The organism is Lysinibacillus sp. FJAT-14222 (assembly GCF_001278875.1).
GTDB lineage: Bacteria > Bacillota > Bacilli > Bacillales_A > Planococcaceae > Lysinibacillus > Lysinibacillus agricola.
Window position 1 is genome coordinate 84,687 of record NZ_LIYL01000010.1, and the last position, 19,646, is coordinate 104,332.

At 35.0% G+C, this 19,646-nt stretch carries 17 protein-coding genes and 2 riboswitches; of the genes, 8 read left to right on the top strand and 9 right to left on the bottom strand.

What is annotated here, in order from left to right; genetic code table 11:
* Window positions 1–5: 5 nt before the first annotated feature.
* Complete coding sequence (locus tag AN161_RS04265; RefSeq protein ID WP_053593144.1) at window positions 6–2,897, top strand: DEAD/DEAH box helicase; 2,892 nt, start codon at window positions 6–8, stop codon at window positions 2,895–2,897.
* A gap of 238 nt (window positions 2,898–3,135) precedes the next feature.
* On the opposite strand, the gene AN161_RS04270 is transcribed toward AN161_RS04265, so the two are convergent.
* Window positions 3,136–4,416 carry a Na+/H+ antiporter NhaC family protein gene (locus AN161_RS04270; RefSeq protein ID WP_053593145.1) on the bottom strand — a complete coding sequence of 427 codons (1,281 nt, stop codon included), beginning with the start codon at window positions 4,414–4,416 and terminating at the stop codon, window positions 3,136–3,138.
* Between the two features lie 107 nt (window positions 4,417–4,523).
* Window positions 4,524–4,631: riboswitch (SAM riboswitch) on the bottom strand.
* Window positions 4,632–5,495: 864 nt separating this feature from the next.
* Between AN161_RS04270 and AN161_RS30935 the strand changes: the two genes are divergently transcribed.
* The 3 genes from AN161_RS30935 (at window position 5,496) to AN161_RS04280 (ending at window position 9,900) form a co-directional block, all read left to right on the top strand.
* Window positions 5,496–5,618, top strand: a complete 123-nt coding sequence (locus tag AN161_RS30935) for a hypothetical protein (RefSeq protein WP_277815921.1) — start codon at window positions 5,496–5,498, stop codon at window positions 5,616–5,618.
* Window positions 5,619–5,723: 105 nt separating this feature from the next.
* Window positions 5,724–5,823, top strand: a riboswitch (purine riboswitch).
* Window positions 5,824–6,133: 310 nt separating this feature from the next.
* The gene (locus tag AN161_RS04275; RefSeq protein WP_053593146.1) at window positions 6,134–7,459 is read left to right on the top strand and encodes a globin-coupled sensor protein; all 1,326 of its coding nucleotides are present in this window, start codon (window positions 6,134–6,136) and stop codon (window positions 7,457–7,459) included.
* Window positions 7,460–7,473: 14 nt separating this feature from the next.
* The gene (locus AN161_RS04280) at window positions 7,474–9,900 is read left to right on the top strand and encodes an EAL domain-containing protein (RefSeq protein ID WP_053593420.1); all 2,427 of its coding nucleotides are present in this window, start codon (window positions 7,474–7,476) and stop codon (window positions 9,898–9,900) included.
* A gap of 453 nt (window positions 9,901–10,353) precedes the next feature.
* Here AN161_RS04280 and AN161_RS04285 read toward each other — a convergent pair whose 3' ends face one another.
* The 5 genes from AN161_RS04285 to AN161_RS04305 all read right to left on the bottom strand — a co-directional run bounded on the left by AN161_RS04285 (window position 10,354) and on the right by AN161_RS04305 (window position 13,341).
* Window positions 10,354–10,869: an SMI1/KNR4 family protein gene (locus AN161_RS04285; RefSeq protein ID WP_053593147.1), complete on the bottom strand. Its 516-nt coding sequence runs from the start codon at window positions 10,867–10,869 to the stop codon at window positions 10,354–10,356.
* 131 nt (window positions 10,870–11,000) lie between these two features.
* Window positions 11,001–11,294, bottom strand: coding sequence for a hypothetical protein (locus AN161_RS04290; RefSeq protein ID WP_053593148.1), 294 nt, complete (start codon window positions 11,292–11,294; stop codon window positions 11,001–11,003).
* Window positions 11,295–11,432: 138 nt separating this feature from the next.
* Window positions 11,433–11,684: a hypothetical protein gene (locus tag AN161_RS04295; protein WP_053593149.1), complete on the bottom strand. Its 252-nt coding sequence runs from the start codon at window positions 11,682–11,684 to the stop codon at window positions 11,433–11,435.
* Window positions 11,685–12,017: 333 nt separating this feature from the next.
* The gene (locus AN161_RS04300; RefSeq protein WP_053593150.1) at window positions 12,018–12,599 is read right to left on the bottom strand and encodes a hypothetical protein; all 582 of its coding nucleotides are present in this window, start codon (window positions 12,597–12,599) and stop codon (window positions 12,018–12,020) included.
* A 436-nt stretch (window positions 12,600–13,035) separates the two neighbouring features.
* A complete protein-coding gene (locus tag AN161_RS04305; RefSeq protein WP_053593151.1) occupies window positions 13,036–13,341 on the bottom strand; it encodes a hypothetical protein in 306 nt (101 codons plus the stop codon).
* 607 nt (window positions 13,342–13,948) lie between these two features.
* Between AN161_RS04305 and AN161_RS04310 the strand changes: the two genes are divergently transcribed.
* Entirely contained in the window at window positions 13,949–15,427 is a 1,479-nt protein-coding gene (locus tag AN161_RS04310; protein ID WP_053593152.1) for a hypothetical protein, read from the top strand.
* A gap of 449 nt (window positions 15,428–15,876) precedes the next feature.
* Here the strand turns inward: AN161_RS04310 and AN161_RS04315 are convergent, their stop codons facing one another.
* Together AN161_RS04315 and AN161_RS04320 are read right to left on the bottom strand one after the other, a co-directional pair.
* Window positions 15,877–16,317 (bottom strand): cell wall hydrolase, encoded by a 441-nt coding sequence (locus AN161_RS04315; protein WP_053593153.1) that lies wholly within the window; start codon window positions 16,315–16,317, stop codon window positions 15,877–15,879.
* Between the two features lie 237 nt (window positions 16,318–16,554).
* Entirely contained in the window at window positions 16,555–17,106 is a 552-nt protein-coding gene (locus tag AN161_RS04320) for an ECF transporter S component (protein ID WP_053593154.1), read from the bottom strand.
* Between the two features lie 187 nt (window positions 17,107–17,293).
* Here AN161_RS04320 and AN161_RS04325 point away from each other — a divergent pair, with 187 nt between their 5' ends.
* The 3 genes from AN161_RS04325 (at window position 17,294) to AN161_RS04335 (ending at window position 19,217) form a co-directional block, all read left to right on the top strand.
* On the top strand, window positions 17,294–18,142 hold the full coding sequence (locus AN161_RS04325; protein WP_053593155.1) for a pyridoxamine kinase: 849 nt from the start codon (window positions 17,294–17,296) through the stop codon (window positions 18,140–18,142).
* 195 nt (window positions 18,143–18,337) lie between these two features.
* Window positions 18,338–18,631, top strand: a complete 294-nt coding sequence (locus AN161_RS04330; protein WP_053593156.1) for a hypothetical protein — start codon at window positions 18,338–18,340, stop codon at window positions 18,629–18,631.
* 175 nt (window positions 18,632–18,806) lie between these two features.
* The gene (locus tag AN161_RS04335; protein WP_053593157.1) at window positions 18,807–19,217 is read left to right on the top strand and encodes a UPF0158 family protein; all 411 of its coding nucleotides are present in this window, start codon (window positions 18,807–18,809) and stop codon (window positions 19,215–19,217) included.
* Window positions 19,218–19,342: 125 nt separating this feature from the next.
* Here AN161_RS04335 and AN161_RS04340 read toward each other — a convergent pair whose 3' ends face one another.
* Complete coding sequence (locus AN161_RS04340) at window positions 19,343–19,588, bottom strand: hypothetical protein (RefSeq protein ID WP_053593158.1); 246 nt, start codon at window positions 19,586–19,588, stop codon at window positions 19,343–19,345.
* Window positions 19,589–19,646: the final 58 nt, after the last annotated feature.

A 19,646-nucleotide genomic window follows, 5' to 3' on the forward strand; every position in this document is an offset into this window, starting at 1 on the left:
CTTAAGTGGAGCAACAGCAACTGATTCGAAAAATCGAAAACTCCCTTTACAAAGGATTTATCGATCAAAACAAGACAGTCTCAGCACAATTTAAACCAAAACTTTTAACAAACAAGCATCAAGAAACTGTCTTATCGACAATACTTCAAGAATTAAAAACATGTAAAACATTTATTTTTTCTGTCGCCTTTATTACTGAAGGTGGTTTAGCAACTTTAAAAACAATGCTTTACGACTTAAAACAAAAAGGGATAAATGGACGCATTTTAACATCAACGTTTCTAAACTTTAATCAGCCGAAAATGTTTAAAGAGCTTCTTAAACTTGATAACGTTGAAGTGCGTGTAACTAGTGAAAAAGGTTTCCATTCAAAAGGCTATATTTTTGAACATCAAGACTACTACTCTTTAATTGTCGGAAGCTCCAATTTAACTGACAGTGCTTTAAAAGCAAACTATGAGTGGAATGTTTATTTAACTTCATTAGAAAGTGGAGAAATTATTAATCATTTTAAAAACCAATTTGAAGATGCTTGGGATGAAGCGATTCCTTTAAAGGAAGAATGGATTGCTAATTACAAACAATTTTACGAGCTACAACCTTTTGTTAAATATACTACTTCGAGAACACTAGAACTAAATGCTGAATATTTAACAAATGCGCTTGCTGAAAGCTTAGCAATTCAACCAAATAAAATGCAGATAGCTGCGCTGGAACAATTAAATGCTCTTCGTGCAACGGGCGCTAGAAAAGGATTAATTATCTCTGCAACAGGTACAGGTAAAACGTTTTTATCTGCTTTTGATGTTCGAAGCTTTTCTCCTAAAAAAATGCTATTTATTGTACACCGTGAGCAAATCTTAAAGAAAGCGATGCAAGATTATCGGAAAATTCTTGGTGGACATGAAGATGATTTTGGCATTCTTTCCGGTACCTCAAAAGATGTTAATGCTAAATACTTATTTGCAACGATCCAAACAATTTCAAGAGATGGCTACTTTCAACAATTTGCAAAAGATCAATTTGATTATGTGTTGATAGACGAAGTACATAAAGCAGGTGCAGAATCCTATTTAAAAATTATCAATTATTTTACTCCGAATTTTTTACTCGGTATGACCGCAACACCTGAACGAACAGATAGATTCAACATTTATGAGTTGTTTGATTACAACATTGCCTATGAAATCCGTCTACAAGCAGCTCTTGAAGAAGAGATGCTCTGTCCTTTCCATTATTTTGGTGTTTTGGACTATGAAAAAGATGGCTTAACTATTGATGATGCAACAGAACTTCAAAAATTAGTATCTTTTGAACGTGTAAAACACATTATTGAGAAGATTAATTATTATGGCTATTCTGGTGATCGTATTCGTGGATTAATGTTTTGTAGTTCCAAGGAGGAAGTTCGTGAACTTTCTACTGCTTTAAACCATGAAGGTTTAAAAACGATTGGGTTAACTGGTGACAATTCACAGAATGAGCGCGAAGAAGCAATTCAAAAATTGAATAATGGAGAACTTGAATACATTTTAACGGTTGATATTTTTAACGAAGGAATTGATATCCCATTCTTAAATCAAATAGTAATGCTTCGCCAAACACAATCGAGCATTATATTTATACAACAGCTAGGTCGTGGTCTACGTAAACACGATTCAAAAGATTATGTAACAATTATTGATTTTATCGGAAACTATAAAAATAACTATCTGATTCCGATTGCCCTCTCTGGGGACCAAACCATGAACAAAGATAACGTCCGCCGAAAAACGGTAAATACAGACTATATAACAGGTGTGTCAACGATAAACTTTGAAGAAATTGCCAAAAAGAAGATTTTTGATGCTATTAACAATACAAATTTATCGACATTAAAAACATTACGGGATGCTTATACAGAAACGAAAAATCGTTTGGGTCGAATCCCTTTCCTCATTGACTTTATTGAGCAAAACTCAATCGACCCTGAGGTTATTGTAGGTTATTCCGATAACTACTATAATTTCTTATTGAAAATGAAGGAGTCAATGCCTTCTCTCACTGAATATGAACTTTCTGTTTTGGGAATGTTTTCAAAAGAGTTTTTGAATGGAAAACGAGTACACGAAATTCTTTTAATTGAAACGTTACTTTCTGAAGAATCATTTTCCAGAGAGTCTTTCATTCAAAGATTAAAAGAATTTGGAACATATGCAGATGATGCAACAATTCAATCCGTTGAAAACATGTTCTCACTAAAATTCCATGTTCAAAATGATGTGAAAAAGTATAAATTTAAGCCTATTATTGAAATCGTTGATGGACAATATCAATTTAATAAGGAAATTCAAGAGAGTGTGAGAGATTCAAATTTTAAAGGATATATTGAGGATATTGTAAAATGTGCTTATGTTAAAAATCAAAAGTATGATAAAACAAAAGCAATGACGTTATTTGAGAAATATTCCCGTAGAGATGCTTGCCGATTATTGAACTGGCCGCATGATGATTCATCAACTATTTACGGTTACCGTTCAAAACATAACACTTGTCCAATCTTCGTTACGTATCATAAAAAGGATGAAGTCGAAACAAGCCAAGCTTATGGTGATGAATTTTTAGCACCCGAACTATTTAGATGGTTCACCCGTAATCGTTTAACGTTGGATTCCGTTGAAGTAAAGAACATCTTAACTTATAAAGAGTCAGGGATGAAAATTCATCTATTTACGAAAAAAGATGACGGTGAAGGCACAGATTTCTATTACCTGGGCCAAGCAGACATTGCAGATGGTAGTGCAAAAAACGAAAAAATGCCTGATGGAAAAGGAAATCATCTATCAGTCGTTACGATGAATTTAGTACTAGAGCAACCTGTGCATTATGATATCTACCATTATTTAGTTGAAGAATGAAGGTTAGACTTGAAGTGAACTAATTACTTTGGGTCTTTCTCTTAAATACGAGGAAATTAAGGGGGAAAATTCTTGAAAATCATTTAATCAACCTTATTAAAATTATTTATCAAAAAAGACTAACCTCAAATAAAAAAATCCAATCGTTTTGATTAAATTCTTTTCAAAACGATTGGATTATTTCAATAAAAAATCAATATTTTTTAAAGCCACATCAGTTACTTTAAAGTGATAAAGTTCAGGCTTTCTTTAGTTTTGGGTATCCACTAAGAATAGCAATAATCCCACAAATCCCTATCAAAATCGGATAGAAAGAGTATTGCAGCATGCTCACTGGTGATATTCGGGCTACGCTTGCGGCTGCCAGGAATTGGGCTCCGTATGGCAGAAGACCTTGGATCGTACAGGAGAAAATATCTAATATACTTGCGGACTTTCTTGGTTCAATCCCATACTGGTCAGCAATATTTTTTGCAAGCGGACCAGCAATTAAAATAGCAATTGTATTATTAGCCGTAGATAAATTAGTTAGACCCACAAGGCCGGCAATCCCAAATTCAGCACCCTTTTTCGATTTAATTCTTCGTGTCGCAAGGTGAAGTAGGAAGTCGATTCCTCCGTTAAACCTAATAACCTCTACCATCCCAGCAATTAATATCGCAAGAAATGCCATTTCATACATACCTGACATTCCTTCGCCAATCTTTTGTAAAAGGCTCATTAAATGATAGCTGCCATCCGCTAAACCAACAGCCCCGGCGAGAACAATCCCAAGTGCCAGAACAAGGAATACATTCATTCCGGTTAACGCTAAAATAATAACCAGAACATAGGGAACAATTTTTATCCAATTATAGCTTAAATGCTCCACTTGAGCTGTTTCACCCATTGTGATAACTCCAAAAATAATGCTCGTTATAATAGCTGCGGGCAACACAATCCAGAAATTTACCTTAAATTTATCCTTCATTTGTGCGCCCTGTGAACGAACGGCAGTAATGGTTGTATCTGAAATAATGGATAAATTATCGCCAAACATCGAACCGCCAACAATCGAGGCCATTACTAAAGCCATGGAAAGGTCGGTATGCTCACTGATCCCAACTCCAATTGGCGCTAGTGCAACAATCGTACCCACCGATGTACCCATTGATAGGGAGATAAAGCAGGCAATGATGAACAGGCCTACAACAAGTAAGTTTGGCGGAACGACCGATAAAGCAAAGTTAACAGTGGAGTCCACTGCACCCATGCCTTTTGTTACCGCTGAAAAGGCCCCAGCCAAGAGAAAAATAAGAACCATCAGCATGACATTTAAATTTCCTGCGCCTTTGCAAAAAATATCAACCTTTCGCGAAAACGTTTCTTTTCGATTCATCGCCAGAGCCACAGCGCCCGAAATGGCAATAGCTACAATGACAGGGAAGGCATAAAAATCACCTGTAATAACCCCAGAACCAATAAATAAAACTAAAAAAACTACAAATGGGATTAGCGCCCATGGATTCTCTTTCTTCATTGTTCTACCTCCAAAAATTAAAAATGGACACGTCTTTTGTCCATTTCTCACTAAAAAAGGCCTCATCTTGAAACAACAAGAAGAGGCCTTATATCTATAAAACACTCCTCTTATCTACCAAGCCATTGCTTGCTGGATTTGGCACGGTAACTTAATCACTAAGTTCCGCTGCCGAGATTTCATAGGGCCAGTCCCTCCATCTCTCTTGATAAGAAGAAAAACATTATTTTTTTTGCACAATAATAAAATACTATAATAAAATATCTATATTTGCAACATGTTTTTAATCGAACTTTATTTTCAAAGTAACATATAAAACTTTTTCTTAAGAAAAAATTTAATTTAACAATGTTATAAATAGTATTCTGGTTTTTAAAAAGGAAAAAATATATTAAAAGCCACTAGAACACCTCTAGTTGATTTGATAAGGCACAATACCGCTACCTTCTATATCGATTGCTAGGGGCGAGATATAAAAGAAGATGAATAATCCTCTTAGTAATAATATATTATTTCACTAATGGAAAATCCTCTCCAGAGAATATTAGAAACTATGACTTTCTAAAAAGCGATCTATTTCTTTACGTGAAACACGTCAATCGTTGCCTCTTGTTTTCTCACTAATTGATCTTACGGTACCAATTGATCAATCGTTAACATTTCTAGCTGTTCGCGTTCATTAATTTGATACTTCGTCATCATGATTCATCACCTCAAAATCTACTTTTTAATGGATAAGGCAAATCAATTCGGAAAAACTTTCGTCTACTATCATGTATCGTCCTACGAACATCTTCTGTTCTTTTTTACCTAGAAATGTGAATAGTTTATTAAAAATAAGGGGATTTTATAGTCTTTTCGATTTATTATTGAAATTTATAAAGTATTCTTTATAATGGTAATGGGCGGAAAGGTTAGAATTGTCTGCTAATAAATGAGGGATGATGGAGCTTCGAGACTTTCTTCCTACCGGCAAAAAGTTTCCTTGTATGGATGAGTATATTTTAGTTCGATTCATCGCAAAAGTCTGAAATTATAATTGTTACAAATATTGTCCAGTTCCAAAGAAAACAATGAGCATGATCAAAACGATGGGTGCTTCCTCTCAGGAGACGATTGCGTCCACAGAAGGACTAGCAGCATTAAATGAAGTGTTGATGAATTTAACTATGGAACTTAACAATACAATTAATCATTTTTAAAAAAATAGCTAATGTCTATTTAATGATTACGCAACATGTTGAAATTACTTTAAAAATATTGATTTTAATGAAACACTAATGTTTAAAGTTATTGTTGAATAATTCCATGTGTACTAGAAAACCATTCGTATATCCTTAGTAATATGGGCTAAGGGTCTCTACTGAAGACCGTAAATCTTCGACTACGAACGGGCTGTTTTATTAGCCCGTTCGTAGTCTTTTTTTTTTGCTGTAAGCAACCATGGTCTTGCCGGTTCCAATCGTAGGATGAAAATTAACAAGAGTTTATATTCTCAGAAAGTGTGAGTGGAGGTTAAGAATAGCTACGTAGTAAAAAATCAGAGAGCATAAATTTTTGCAGTTGATATTTTAGAAAAAACTTAGATTCTGTTCTTTTATAAATATCAATCTATATCTTGTTAAGAATGCTTAAAACCAAAACGGATCCTTGGTTATTGTTGTGGTTTTCACTTCAATAATAAGAGAATTTTGTATAGTAAGGGGAAAAAACGAAAATGAAAAGACATTATTTTTTTAAGTCCACTATGTTTAGGAAGAAGGAACAAGGAAATCACACATATTGGCTAGATGATGCAAAGCATAAACAGGTGAGCGTAGAAATTCAAGATGCGATGATCTTGAAACAATTAGAAATGATTGATCTGTCGATAGAAGAGATAAAGACATCAAAAGCTATCCAACCGTTAATATCAGATCATATTGATGAAATCGTTACAACTTTTTATCAAACGATTACAAATGTAGAACAATTAAGAACAATTATTTTAGAAAATAGTACGCTTGATAGATTGAGAAAGACGTTAGAGACGCATTTAATTGAAATGTTTGGTGGTCAACTAAATGAAGAATTTTTAGAAAAGAGGATCAGAATAGCCAATATACACTATAGAATTGGACTAGAACCAAAATGGTATATGGCAGCATTTCAAAATTTGCAAAGTACGTTATTACATCTTGTGCATTGTCATGTTGAAAATCGTGACGAAAGTATGAGGATTAGTCAAGTCATAACAAAAATTCTAAATTTTGAACAACAGCTCGTACTAGAAGCGTATGAAAAGGAAAATCTCCGTCAACGCGAGCTTCAATACGATGAAGTAAAGACTGAGTTAAAAGCGAAAATAATGACGGTTTGTGAAGAAATGACGCATATTACTGAGCGTACGAATGTAGCTGTCCAAGAATTAGTGACAAGTAGTGAGGTCGTGAATAAATCGGTGTTACGAGGAGCTGACACTTCTAGAGATACGCAGCGACTAGCAACTGATGGGCAAGAGAAATTACTAGAATTAGAGTCACGCATTGATTCTATTTTTAGTCGCACAAATAAAATGGAAAAGATTGTAGGGCAATTAAATCATTCCGTCCAAGAAATAAGCCATGTTATTAATCTTGTTCAATCAATTGCGAATCAAACGAATCTTTTGGCACTTAATTCATCTATTGAAGCAGCCCGGGCGGGTGAACATGGCAAAGGGTTTTCTGTTGTGGCACAAGAAATAAGAAAACTAGCGAGCCAGACGAAAGCATCAGTTGAACAAATTAAGGGCTATGTTGATGAGACACAAGGTTTTACAGAGGAAGTTGTTATGACGATCGAAGAAGTTCATCATTTTGTTAAAGAAGGAAAAGAAGAATCAGATGCATCTGACTTAGCGTTTAATCGTATTATGGACTCGATGTCCACAAGTTTAGGCGATGTCGAAACGGTTGAACAGGGAATGGAAGCCCTTATATATAATATTAAAGAAATTAACGAAGCAATGGATAAAGTTGCAACGTCTGTAGATACATTAAACGTTGCTATAGGGAATTTATAATGGGAGTAGGTACTATGTTTCGAGATGTAGCTAAAGTTGAACACACATTGAGGCTATTAGAAGGGGCTTTCAGTGTTTTTGTAACCGATATAAAAGGAACGATAACGTATATAAATAATCACTTTTGTGAAATTTCTAAATGTAATAAATCAGAGCTAATCGGTCAATCATACAAAAAAATGAATGTACAGTTTGATTTCCATAAGGAGCAGCATATTCGAACGATTTTTGCTGGAGAAGTATGGCGCGGGGAAGTAAGATATCAAACTAGGGACAATAAAGAATACTGGTTTTATCTTGTAATTACACCGATTAATAATAATGAAGGGGACATTTATCAGTTTTTGGCTGTAGGTAATGATATAACAAATCATAAAAAGTTAGAATTATCTCTCAATGAAACTCTCAAAAACTTACATGATATAAAAAATGCATTAGATGAGGCTTCGATCGTTGCCATCACAGATGAAAAAGGTGTGATTACCTATGTTAACGAAAAGTTTTGTGAGATTTCTAAATATAAGAACGAGGAACTCATCGGTAAAACACATCGCGTCATTAATTCTAAATTTCATCCAAAATCGTTTTTTAAAACGATGTGGGAAACGATTAGACAAGGGAAGACCTGGAATGGCGAAGTGAAAAACCGTGCAAAAGATGGTAGTGAGTATTGGATGAATACAACGATTGTTCCTTTTCTTGATAGCGAAGGGAAACCATATCAATATATATCCATTAGAACAGATATTACCGATAGAATTAAGGCAGAAACGGCATTAGCAAAAGCGCTAGAAAGTGATTTTAGAAAAGTCGTTCAAAACCTGCAGAACTGTGTGTTTAAAATTGTTGATCATGAAGATACGAAGATTGTTTTTACTTTATGCGAAGGTAAAATTGCAGAAGAACTAGGATTAGTAACAGATGCCATTCGAGGTAAAACGTCTTTTGAAATTTTTGGAAGTGATGTTGCAACGCAGTTAGAGTTGAATTTCCATAAAGCTTTCAATGGAGAAACGATAAACTTTGAACTACCCTACTATAATCGATTTTTTTATATTACATTATCACCAATCTGGGAAAATGGAAAGATTGTTGAAGTCATCGGATCAATGATGGATATTACTGAGCGAAAGAAAGCTGAAGAAACGATTCATCATATGGCTCACCATGATTCGCTGACGAATCTAGCGAATCGAAGACTATTTACACAATTATTAAATTCAGCTGTGCTTAAGGCAGGGGAAAATCAAGAAAGTCTATGTGTGATGTTTATTGATCTAGATAGGTTTAAAAACATTAATGATACACTTGGACACTTAATAGGGGATGCGCTTTTACAATCAGTGGCTGATCGCTTGCTTAGCTGTTTACGAGATAATGATGTGGTTTCGCGTCAAGGCGGCGACGAATTTACACTCTTCTTATCGAATATTAGTCGTAAGGAAGCTGGTGCTGTTGCAAGACGAATTATTAAAACGATCTCCAAGACACTAACGCTCGAACATTTGGAATTGTATATTACGCCGAGCATCGGTATTAGCATGTATCCAGATGATGGAGACACGGTGGAAAAGCTAATCAAACATGCAGATGCAGCGATGTATTTAGCAAAGGATTATGGTAAAAATAACTATCAATTTTATACGAAAGAATTACAGCAAGCTATGCTTAAAAAGTTGAAGCTTGAAACAGACTTGCGAAAAGCACAGGAAAAGAATCAGCTGATGCTTTATTATCAACCGAAAATTAACATTACAACTGGAAAAATCATTGGGACTGAAGCATTGATTCGCTGGAATCATCCGAAGCTTGGCATCGTGTCACCAGATCAATTTATTCCACTTGCTGAGGAGACAGGTCTGATTGTTCCGATTGGAGAATGGGTCATTCGGACTGCGTGTAAACAGGCGAAAATATGGCAGGATGAGGGGCAGCCTAACTTAACGGTCGCGGTCAATATTTCCTTACGCCAATTTATGCAAAATAACCTACATGAAGTTATTGGTGAAATTCTTGAAGAAACGAGCTTAGCGCCAGAATATTTAGAGTTAGAAATTACAGAAAGTATGGCATCAGATGTCGATTATACAATTCGTGCCTTAAAGCGAATAAAAAGTCTGGGTGTAAGTATAAGTATTGATGATTTTGGAACTGGCTATAGTTCGTTAAGTTATTTAAGTAAATTTCCGATTGACCGTTTAAAAATTGATCAGTCTTTTGTAAGAAATTTGAATCTTAGCAATCGGGCGATTATTAAGTCGATTATTGACATAGCACACAATCTGAATATCGAAGTCATTGCTGAAGGGGTCGAGACGGAAGAACATGCTAATTTTTTACGTGAGCAAATGTGTAAAGAAGCACAGGGGTATTACTTTAGCAAACCACTTCCGAGTCATGAAGTAGATAAGATTTTAATGACAGAATTGAAAGATGCATAAAAATACTGCCCCTAATTGTTAGATATAACTAACAGTGAGAATAGTTCAGTTTGTTAACCAAAGAATAAATATAAACGAAAGTGTAAATAGCCGTATATCTGATAAAAAATCAATGATATACGGCTATTCGTGAAGTGTACCGAAAAGGTGCGCCTATTTTTTTATAATTCGGGCTTACGGTTTTTTTGTATTAAAGAAGATAAATAAAAGGAAATAGGTAGAGCTGGGAGTAAAAATATAAAAAAATTACTAAACGTTTACCTAAGTAATGAAATATTTGGAGATTTAGTTTTTTGTAATATAAAGTGGTATTTATTGGGCTATCAGTTTGAAAAAGTAAACATCAATTTTAAAGAGACAATTAAAAAGCTCAATAGATATGGTGGGGACGACCATGACTATTGAGCTTTTTCTGTTCAGAGAATTGACAGTTAATACAATAAATTAAACTGATCACCATAACCAATATCTAGCTCCTTGTGCGACGATGAATCGATCCAGCCATGTTTCAAAATTCATTGATAATCTTTGAATATCACCTACTTGAACATATATTAGATAGTCGTCTTCGCAATTCGCAACTTTCTCTGAATCAATGAACAAATAGTCACCATATCCTTTATAATACCCAATCATATACCAACTTTTATCATACGCACTTTTATAATAATTTATATCTGTATCATATTCATTTAAATAATTTAACATCTCTTTTATATTGAATAGTTCAAAGTAATCCATGCCTTCTGAAAATAATTTTCCACCATTACATAATTTTAAAAATGCATAAAAGTCTTTCGGCAAAATATGACTAGTCTTTAAAGAAAATTCTTTTAGTTCTTGGTCAGTTACTGGATTGTTCCAATCACATGTAACATTTATGATTTCCCCATTTTCTCTTTGTATAGTTATGGTCTTCTCTTTTCCTAATCTTTTATTTAATGATGATAAAATTAATTCAATAGACATTCTGAATCACCTTATTTGAAATAATTTAATAGTAGCTCATCAATGGGATATAGTGCACCTAGTAAAAAGATGATTGCCAAACAATTTCTCATTTAGCAATCACCTATTAAAAAACAATAAACAGTATACCTTTAGTGTAAAATAATCGTCATACCTATCGCGGTAAGAGCAGCGATAACAAATCCCCCTACTATAATCCATTGAGGAAGATCTTTTTTTCCGCCTCTCGTCACAAAATATTCAGTCACTCTAACAACCAAAAATAAAACTAAAGCTGGTATAGCTAAAACATTAATTGTAAGCTCTTTGCCTGTGACGAGCATTAAAGAAACGAATAACATTCCGTATACTAATGCTACATAAAATCCATTACTCGATGAATTTAGAACCCCGGATTCATTCAACTTTTTCTTATTTGTAGTCATAGTCGGTATTTAATCCCCCTCTACCTATTTCTTTTGCTAGGCCGAAAGTAAAAAAAGAAAGAACAATTGAGTGAAGTTCTCGTTCGCTCATGCTTACTTTTTTTATCCCCGAAAATGTGCAGCAACTTAATGATTGGTTTAATCAATATCGGTGTTTCTTTTAAATAACGATACTAATGCTAAAATTAAAAATGCTATTGCTGATGTTTTTATAAATTCCTTATATTCATTAGTTATATATTGACTGGTGATAAAAGATCCTACTGCCATTATTATATAAGCTGAAATACTTATTAATTTTGTATTTTTTATTTTAAATAAATATATTAATGATTCAACAAATAAAATAATAAGTAAAAGAATAAATATACGTATTAATATATAACCCAAAGTTTTCACCTTCTTTTAATCGATTAAAAAAGGATATCAAAGAATTGATACCCTTTTTTTTCGGATTCATTCAACTTTTACTTATTAGTAAACATAGTTGAATCCCCCCTAACGATATCAATTTCACCTATTTTGAAATGTAGAATAGAGTTGTAGATTCCTTGATTAGTGAGTAGTATAAAACCAAGAGAGAATATTGGTAGCAAAATATTTAAATTTCAATCTTTTCGATGCAGGTAATGCAACATTAGTGATAATAAATACAATCCCAAAAAACATCGGGGATTGTGACGCATATACTACGTCGAGTAAATAATCAAATATAGTATATTTTTACCATCGCTCTTGTTGCCATAAACAAGTAAAGAAGAATGGAACCAAGGAAACTGTGATACCAGCAACATTTCCTTTAACACCAGCCTTAATTATTTTTAACGCAGCGGATGTGTAATTTTTCTCTAGAATTAAAGCTATTGAATTAATAACAGTTGTAGGAAGAAAATCTTCAGCAGTGAAATAATTATTCAAACAACGGTCCACTGCAGCTGTTCGAGTTGTAGTTACAACTTCATTTTTACTTTCTTCAATAGCTTTTTCTACTTTTGCTAAATAGGGACTTATACCATACTTTCCTTCAATTTTCTCAAAATCCAGACCTACAGTTTGTCCAAATTCATTCACCACTATCGCTTGTTCAAATACAAATTCTAGTGCTTCAGCTAATTCTTGCACTTGCTGTTCATCAAATTCTGTGTTTGCCTTTTTGCTCTTTGCCAATGTTGTTGGTGATAAGGCTGATATTACTAAAGAGGGTACAAGCAGAGACGCGATAACTTTAGTTAGACGATTCTTCGTTCTTTTTCCTCCTTTTTTATTCATGTTTTTTATTACTAAATAGAGAATTAATAAACGCAAAAACAATTACAACCCATATGGAAAAGAAAAAGTTATAACGAAAATTCCAGCTACCATGTCTGAAATAATCCCAAACAGGTAAAGTTATAAATAGTAATACGAAATAAACAATATATATGTATTTTCTGATAAACTCCATTTAAGTCACCTCGAAAAAATTTAGTGAAAAACCGAATTATACATATTAATTATTCTGAAATATTACTGTTGTAAAAATATAAGTAATTAACCAAGTGCTTCTGAAGTACTAATGTGATCAGCACTGATTATACATTTGGTGATACTATAGCAAGTGGTGTCCCATAAATGCGATAGCAGCTAGAGTTCGATTGGTCCTTCTATATTTCCTTTACAAAATCTAAAAGCAAAAGGGACGGCTAGAGTCGATGGTTTCTTTGTGTTACCTTTTCTTATGTTTGGCGCCTTACCAGAAGCTTTACGAATGAAATCTAGAATTTAGAGTCATATAAACCTGTTTATATGATTTACTAAATTTATTAATAAGAAGTTGAATACTACCACCCAAAAGACCAAATATAATTACAACTGTCCATGGTACGTTAGCTTTAAATACATTATCTTGTATATGAACATAAACGATATCTTGACCAAACATCGTAGGCTGAAAATTAAAAGATTCTACTTTGGATAACACAGTGGAAATTGTTCCTAAAAATATAATTAAAGTAAAAGTGAAAATACTAAATAGAATAGCAACAACAATTTTATAGGATTTTCTCATCTCTACCTCCTGATTTCTTCTAAATTATTCTGGTAATCCTTCTACCAGGAGTAAAACAGGAAAATATTGTACACTCAAAAATCATAACAAACACAATTAGATTAGCGGTCCCTAAACATGCTATTCGTCCATGGATTTGGAAAGATTTTTATCAAAACATATACTAATCAATGTTAAACGTAACTTGAAATATAAAAATTCCTCTCCTAAGTAGTAACATACCATTAGCTATAAAAGTTTCAAAATCAAGTTTTTTCGTTAATTGTACAAGCTTTGAGAAAAAAACGAATTTTCGCTTCTAATGCCTAAATATGAATTTTCTTAATTACAATAGGTGGTTGCTAGAACAATACTTGGGGTGTTTTGTACAATTATTGCTGCAGATATTGAGGTGTGTGGCAATTGGTGGGGTATGGAGAGTTTGAAGTGTTGCAGAATGGAGAAGTTGTTAGTAAAGTGAATAGAGAGTGGTTCACTTGGGGGATAGCTACAAAGTTGAAATATTCAATGAATAGATGGAGCAAGCGGTGGTGATTGATGTCTGAAAGTAGATCAAGCTGTAGCTTCATTAGCATCGCTTTAACAAATAGAAGAAGGAGGTTGAACAATGATACAGTTGCATATAGAAAGTAAGAAAAAACCGGAAATTTATCGAAAGTTTTTGTTACCAGAGAAAAGTAGTTTTTCTTTGCTAGATGAAGTTATACTACTAGGCTTTGATTTGGATGTTTCGGGCTATTCTGATTTTGAAATTGTTAAAAAAGATGGACGAGTATCTAAAGAAAAAATATATTTTATACCTGACAATGACACGGATTTTGATACAGAAGAGGAGTTCCTCGCTGAGTGGTTTCTAAAACCTGGTGATGAAGCCGTTGCACAAGTTATTGATATGAGTGAACCATTAACCGTTCGATTAGAGAACTATGTGGATTTACCGATGAACTCTGAAACACCTTTATGTATTGCGGGAGCAGGCAATATTCATACAGGTAAATTAAACGAGATTAATTTGGAAGAAATTAATGAACGGATACTGGAGAGTGAAGATGTAGATAGTTTTTTAGATCTTCTAGAAAGCATAGAGCCAGATTATCTTTCTTTATTGGAGCTTGCTAATGAGCTCAAAAAATTGAAGCCATGGCAATATTTAAGGGATGATGAAGTCGTTGTAATTGACTGCGAAGAAGCAGAATACAAAGCACTTGTTTCTGTTATGGGAGCTGGTGGTGAAGAGTTCGGATTAATGATTTTTGATATGGAACATGGCTATGATAGCTTAACAAAGATTCTTTATGAGAAAAATTTATCGAGCGATTTCTCCTATGGTTTAAATGCTTTAACAGTGAATTTTGTTGATAGAGAAGAGTTAGATCCAGCAGATTATCAGCTAATTAAAGATTGTGGGTTGTCGTATAGAGGGAAGAAGAACTGGATTCAATTCCGTAGCTATCAGGAGGGAACACATCCTGAAACACCAAACTATCTAGAGGTAGAGTTTTTAATTGATGCTGTAAGTAAGATGATTAATATTATAGAAGCTCGGAAGGCTGGCTGGGAATATCCGCAGGTAGCTGCACATCAATATCCAACGTTTAAAGTGCAAATGGATGGTGAGTTACAGGAAATCTATATTTTGCAAATAAATAAATCAAAGCCAACGTATGAGTGCTACGAGGAAATTTCTATGTTTGAAAAAGCACAATATAAGAAAAAGCCTAAAAGCGCGCTACAACTAGAGTATGATGTATTTTACATGCCTTTTGGCGTAGAAACGGAACTAACGAACCGCACTGTTTATCCGATTGTTGGTATGCTTGTTGAACGAGGAAGCAATTTGGTTATTGAACACGAACTGTTCCCTATGCCTAAAACGCCACCTATTGCACAAAGCATTCTATGGGCATATTTACAAAGCTTTGAGGTAAGACCAAGTAAAATATTTGTCTCTAAAGAGGTAAGGCCGATGCTTCAGCCACTAGCAAAAGTGTTAGGGGTGGAACTTGTAGAAAGTGAACTCCCTGGTATTCAAGAAGTGAGAGAATTTATGAAAAACATGCCAATGGATTTATTTGAAGAAAAGTAAATAACTAGACCACACATTTCCGTGTCTTTAGGACAGTTAAATGTGTGGTTTTTATAAATGGACGTTTTTCTTTGCATTTATCTTCATTCAGCAAAAATGTTTTTTGTAACGTAAGTTAAAGAAGACTCCCACCTCTAATTATGCCGGGGCATAATTGATTGGGACATTCAAACAACAGAGCTAGTGATTGCAGAACTAATGGGTTTATACTCAGGTGCACTAAACAAGCCGGTACATGATAGCATAGGCGTTTGAGAATTACCCTGACGAAACGTATATGCCTTTTTAAAGGGAACACCTGCTATCCAGGGAAGTTCCCTCTTTATCTCATGAGATTATATCAATTTTTCAACCTATAACTATTACAGTATCTTCGAGAGTCACATTGAAAGAATAGTGTTGTCTATTAGTCCTGCAATTAAAAAAGTGTCTTCGTAGCACCTGGCTACCTATCCTTGATAAACACTTTCACATGTATCAGGCGCTGGCTCATAGAAGCAATGATTTTTAAATTGACCAGTAAAAGGTTGACCGTACCATGTTGGAGGACATGGGGCATATGGATTGAAATACCAAAGTGCGAATTTCGCTGGATGTTGTCTCCAATAATCCAGCGTCAGTTTTGCTAATCTTTTTTCATTAGGTCGCGCTCTTTGGTAAAACATATTCCCTTTTTGAACAGCTTCAAAAGAATAATTTCCTCCCTGTACCTGATAAATGACATCATTAATTGTTCTTAAATCTTTAAAGTCGGGACATTCCGCTACAAGACGATTCACAATGACATTGCCAACATATAGCATTCCTTGATTTCCTTCACCTTCTGCTTCCGCTCTCATCATCCTTGCCACTAAGCCAATGTCAGAATCTATATATTTTACTCTTGGCATTTTTTCACCTCCACCATATAGTATGAAAAAAAGCTTACATTATTGAAAAATTATTCATTCGGAAAAAGTGATGATCTATAAGAAAAGATTGAAAGGTCATTTCGAATGACTTTCGTGAAAGTGGGGTACCAATGCACTTTTATATGTATAAGCAGTTATGGGAGAGTAGCACCAACAAAAAAACACACCATCTATGCTATCGGTAAAACAGCAAGATGGTGTGTTTATGGGGTAGTATTAAAAATTCTTTTTAAAGTACGGTGTTTTTTTCATCACGATACATACTGGAATTGCGATGATTAATCCGACAACGTTTTGGATTAAGTCTCCGGGAATGGATGCCATCGGGGCAACCCAGCTTTTGAACATAATCGCTTGCCCGATATAGTAAACCCCCATCATCACGGGCATAGCAACAACGGCTGCTAAAATGTTTAGTCGGATGTCGTCGCCTCTATGTCCTTTAGACCAAGCGATTTTACCAACGATGGCGCCTTGTAATGCGCGGGAAATAATTGTCGTTGGCGCCCAAATTAACCAGCCACCTACGATATCGAATAAGCCCATTCCGATTGCTCCGGCAAGTGCTCCTTTTTTAGGACCGAATAAAATCGACGTGATTAAAAGCATGGATGTCCCTAAGTGAATAAGTCCACCTTGCCCAAATGGTAGCCTAATATTAATAAACATTGTGGCGACGAAAACAAGTGCTGCTAAAATGGACGTAATCACCAAATCAAATGTTTTCGTGCGCGATTTTGTATAGGATTGACCTTGTATATTTTGCATTTGCATGTCCTCACTATGATGAATTTTTCGATAATTTTAACTTTAGCAAAGGACTGACTATCGTAAAAGTGCCAATTTGATAAAAATATTAAAGGTCAGTTTAGTTTTTTATAAATATGCACGTTTTCGCATCTTTCTAATTATGATACGATGAAGAGAATACAAGCAGTGTTAGGTGGAGAGTATGATGAAAAAAGTTGCTGTAATTCAAGATATGTCATCCTTTGGGAAGTGCTCGTTAACGGCTGCGGTGCCTGTGCTGTCAGTGATGGGTGTTCAGGCGGTGCCACTACCAACTGCAATTTTAACGGCGCAAACAGGGTATCCGAGTTTTTATTGTGAGGATTTAACGTCAAAGATGGATTACTTTGTGGATGAGTGGAGCAAGCTTGGTGCGACCTTTGATGGCATACACACAGGCTTTGTGACAGGGAAAGAGCAAATTGATAACATTTTTCGATTTTTAAACGTGTTTCACTCAAGTAAAACGAAGCTGCTTGTCGATCCGGTAATGGGCGATTTGGGCGAGGTGTATAAAATGTATACAGGCGAGCTGCTTGATCGTATGAAAGCGCTAGTGAAGTGTGCAGACATTATTACACCTAATATTACAGAATGCTGCTTGCTTACAGGTTTGTCATATGAGAAGCTACAGAGCTATCAAGACGATTTGGATTATCTTCAGGCGTTAGAGGAAGCGGGCCATCAGCTACAGCAGGAAACTGGTGCGAACGTTATTATAACCGGTTTAAATCCGCCGCCAGCAGATGAGAACAAGCGTTATGTAGGCAATATGTATGTCGATGCACATCGTTCATTTTCTAGCATCCGAGAATACAACGGCGAGAGCTATTCAGGCACAGGTGATTTGTTTGCATCCGTCATTATGGGGGGCATGATGCGCGAGCAGGATTTAGTTGAGTCGATGAAGCTTGCCGAGACGTTTTTAGCCACTTCGATTGAAGCTACGTCAAAGGAGCAAATTCCACGTGAGGCAGGCGTGAATTTTGAAAAGTTTTTACGAATGCTACTCTAGAAATCTCAGACTTTTTATAAGATGAGTATGCTTTGAACTGACCTAGTCATACGATTCCGTGCGATGTTACATGGGTTTCATCCGTTAATCGATGGCAGCGGCCATACAGCACTCCTTCTACTCAACTTAGAATTGATGAAGGATGATCTTTTGTGAAAAAGAAATAATTAAAATCATGAATTGGGGAGGTGTATAATGAATTCAATTAGATATTACGTAGTGCAAGTAGATAATCGCTATTACCAGGAGAAAACAGATCCTCTTACATTTACAGACGATGAAGAACAGGCCTTTGCGTTTACGGATATTGCGGCTGCAAACCAGTGGGCTAATGAGGTCAATGGAATCGTCCTGACAAGAGAAGTCAGCTATAAGGAGCTAGAAGATCTTTCCGCACAATATCTGGTTGAGTACGAAGCATTGCCAAAAGAAGAGCGTGACACTATAGAATCATTTTGTAGGGAGTTAAGTATAGGAATATATGAATGAATCGAATCTTTTCGGTTCTTTTTTTCTTGCAGTTTTCGACTGAACTTAAGCATTCTATAGCACCAAACGCCGTATGATTTTATACAAAACCCGTAGCCACGATTGATGGTTGCGGGAATTTTTTGTAATATTAAGTGTGAATTTGTGCGTGTAGCACTTATATGAGGTGAGGAAATTGAAACTACTAGATGAACTTGCGGAGGCATTTTTAGATGGATTTAATGATGAAATGTCGTATGTGTTAAACCGTCGAACGGGTGAAGTTCTTTTGGATGCGCCAGAAGCTTTAACTGGCGAGCCTGAGATTGATTGGGATGATGAGGAAGTGGCAGCGGATTTAGTGATGATTCCAACCGTGTCATCGTCTGAAATGTATGATGTCATGGTTAGCTTTGCTAAAAAGCAACCAGATTCGATTACGATTCATTTAACCAACGTACTGAACGGAAATAAGCCTTTTCGATTTTTTAAGGAAAAAATTAATGAACTAGGTATCGAAAATCATTGGTACGAATTTGAACAGGATTATGCTAAGAGTAGAATGACGGAGTGGTTAGAAGAGTTTTCTAAAATTGAAGGTAGCTAAGCAATAAAGTAATTTGTGCGAAAAATCTTTTTCCCTTTCACACCCGGGTAAGCGGTCAAAGGCCCTTTTCATTTTGACGGGCTATCCGGGATGTGACAAGGAATAGCTGACAAAAATTACGATCACTATTCTTCATTTGTAAAAACTTTATTAGCATGGCGAAAAGTAATAATATTATCGTTTGGATTTACTAAAACAACAGTATCCCATGTAGGTTTAATTTGAAGTTCACCATGTTCATCAATGCGAATCATTGCATTTAGTTCTAGAATACCTTCAATAATAATTATTTCTTTTGCATCGTTATCTTTTACAGCTCTTAATCCATCTTTAAAACGAATTTTCCAACCCAAAAAATCTACTTCATTCATTGGATTACCTCCAAGAAAGTACTTTCAGCAATAGTTCTCAAATTACTATTTTAATTTT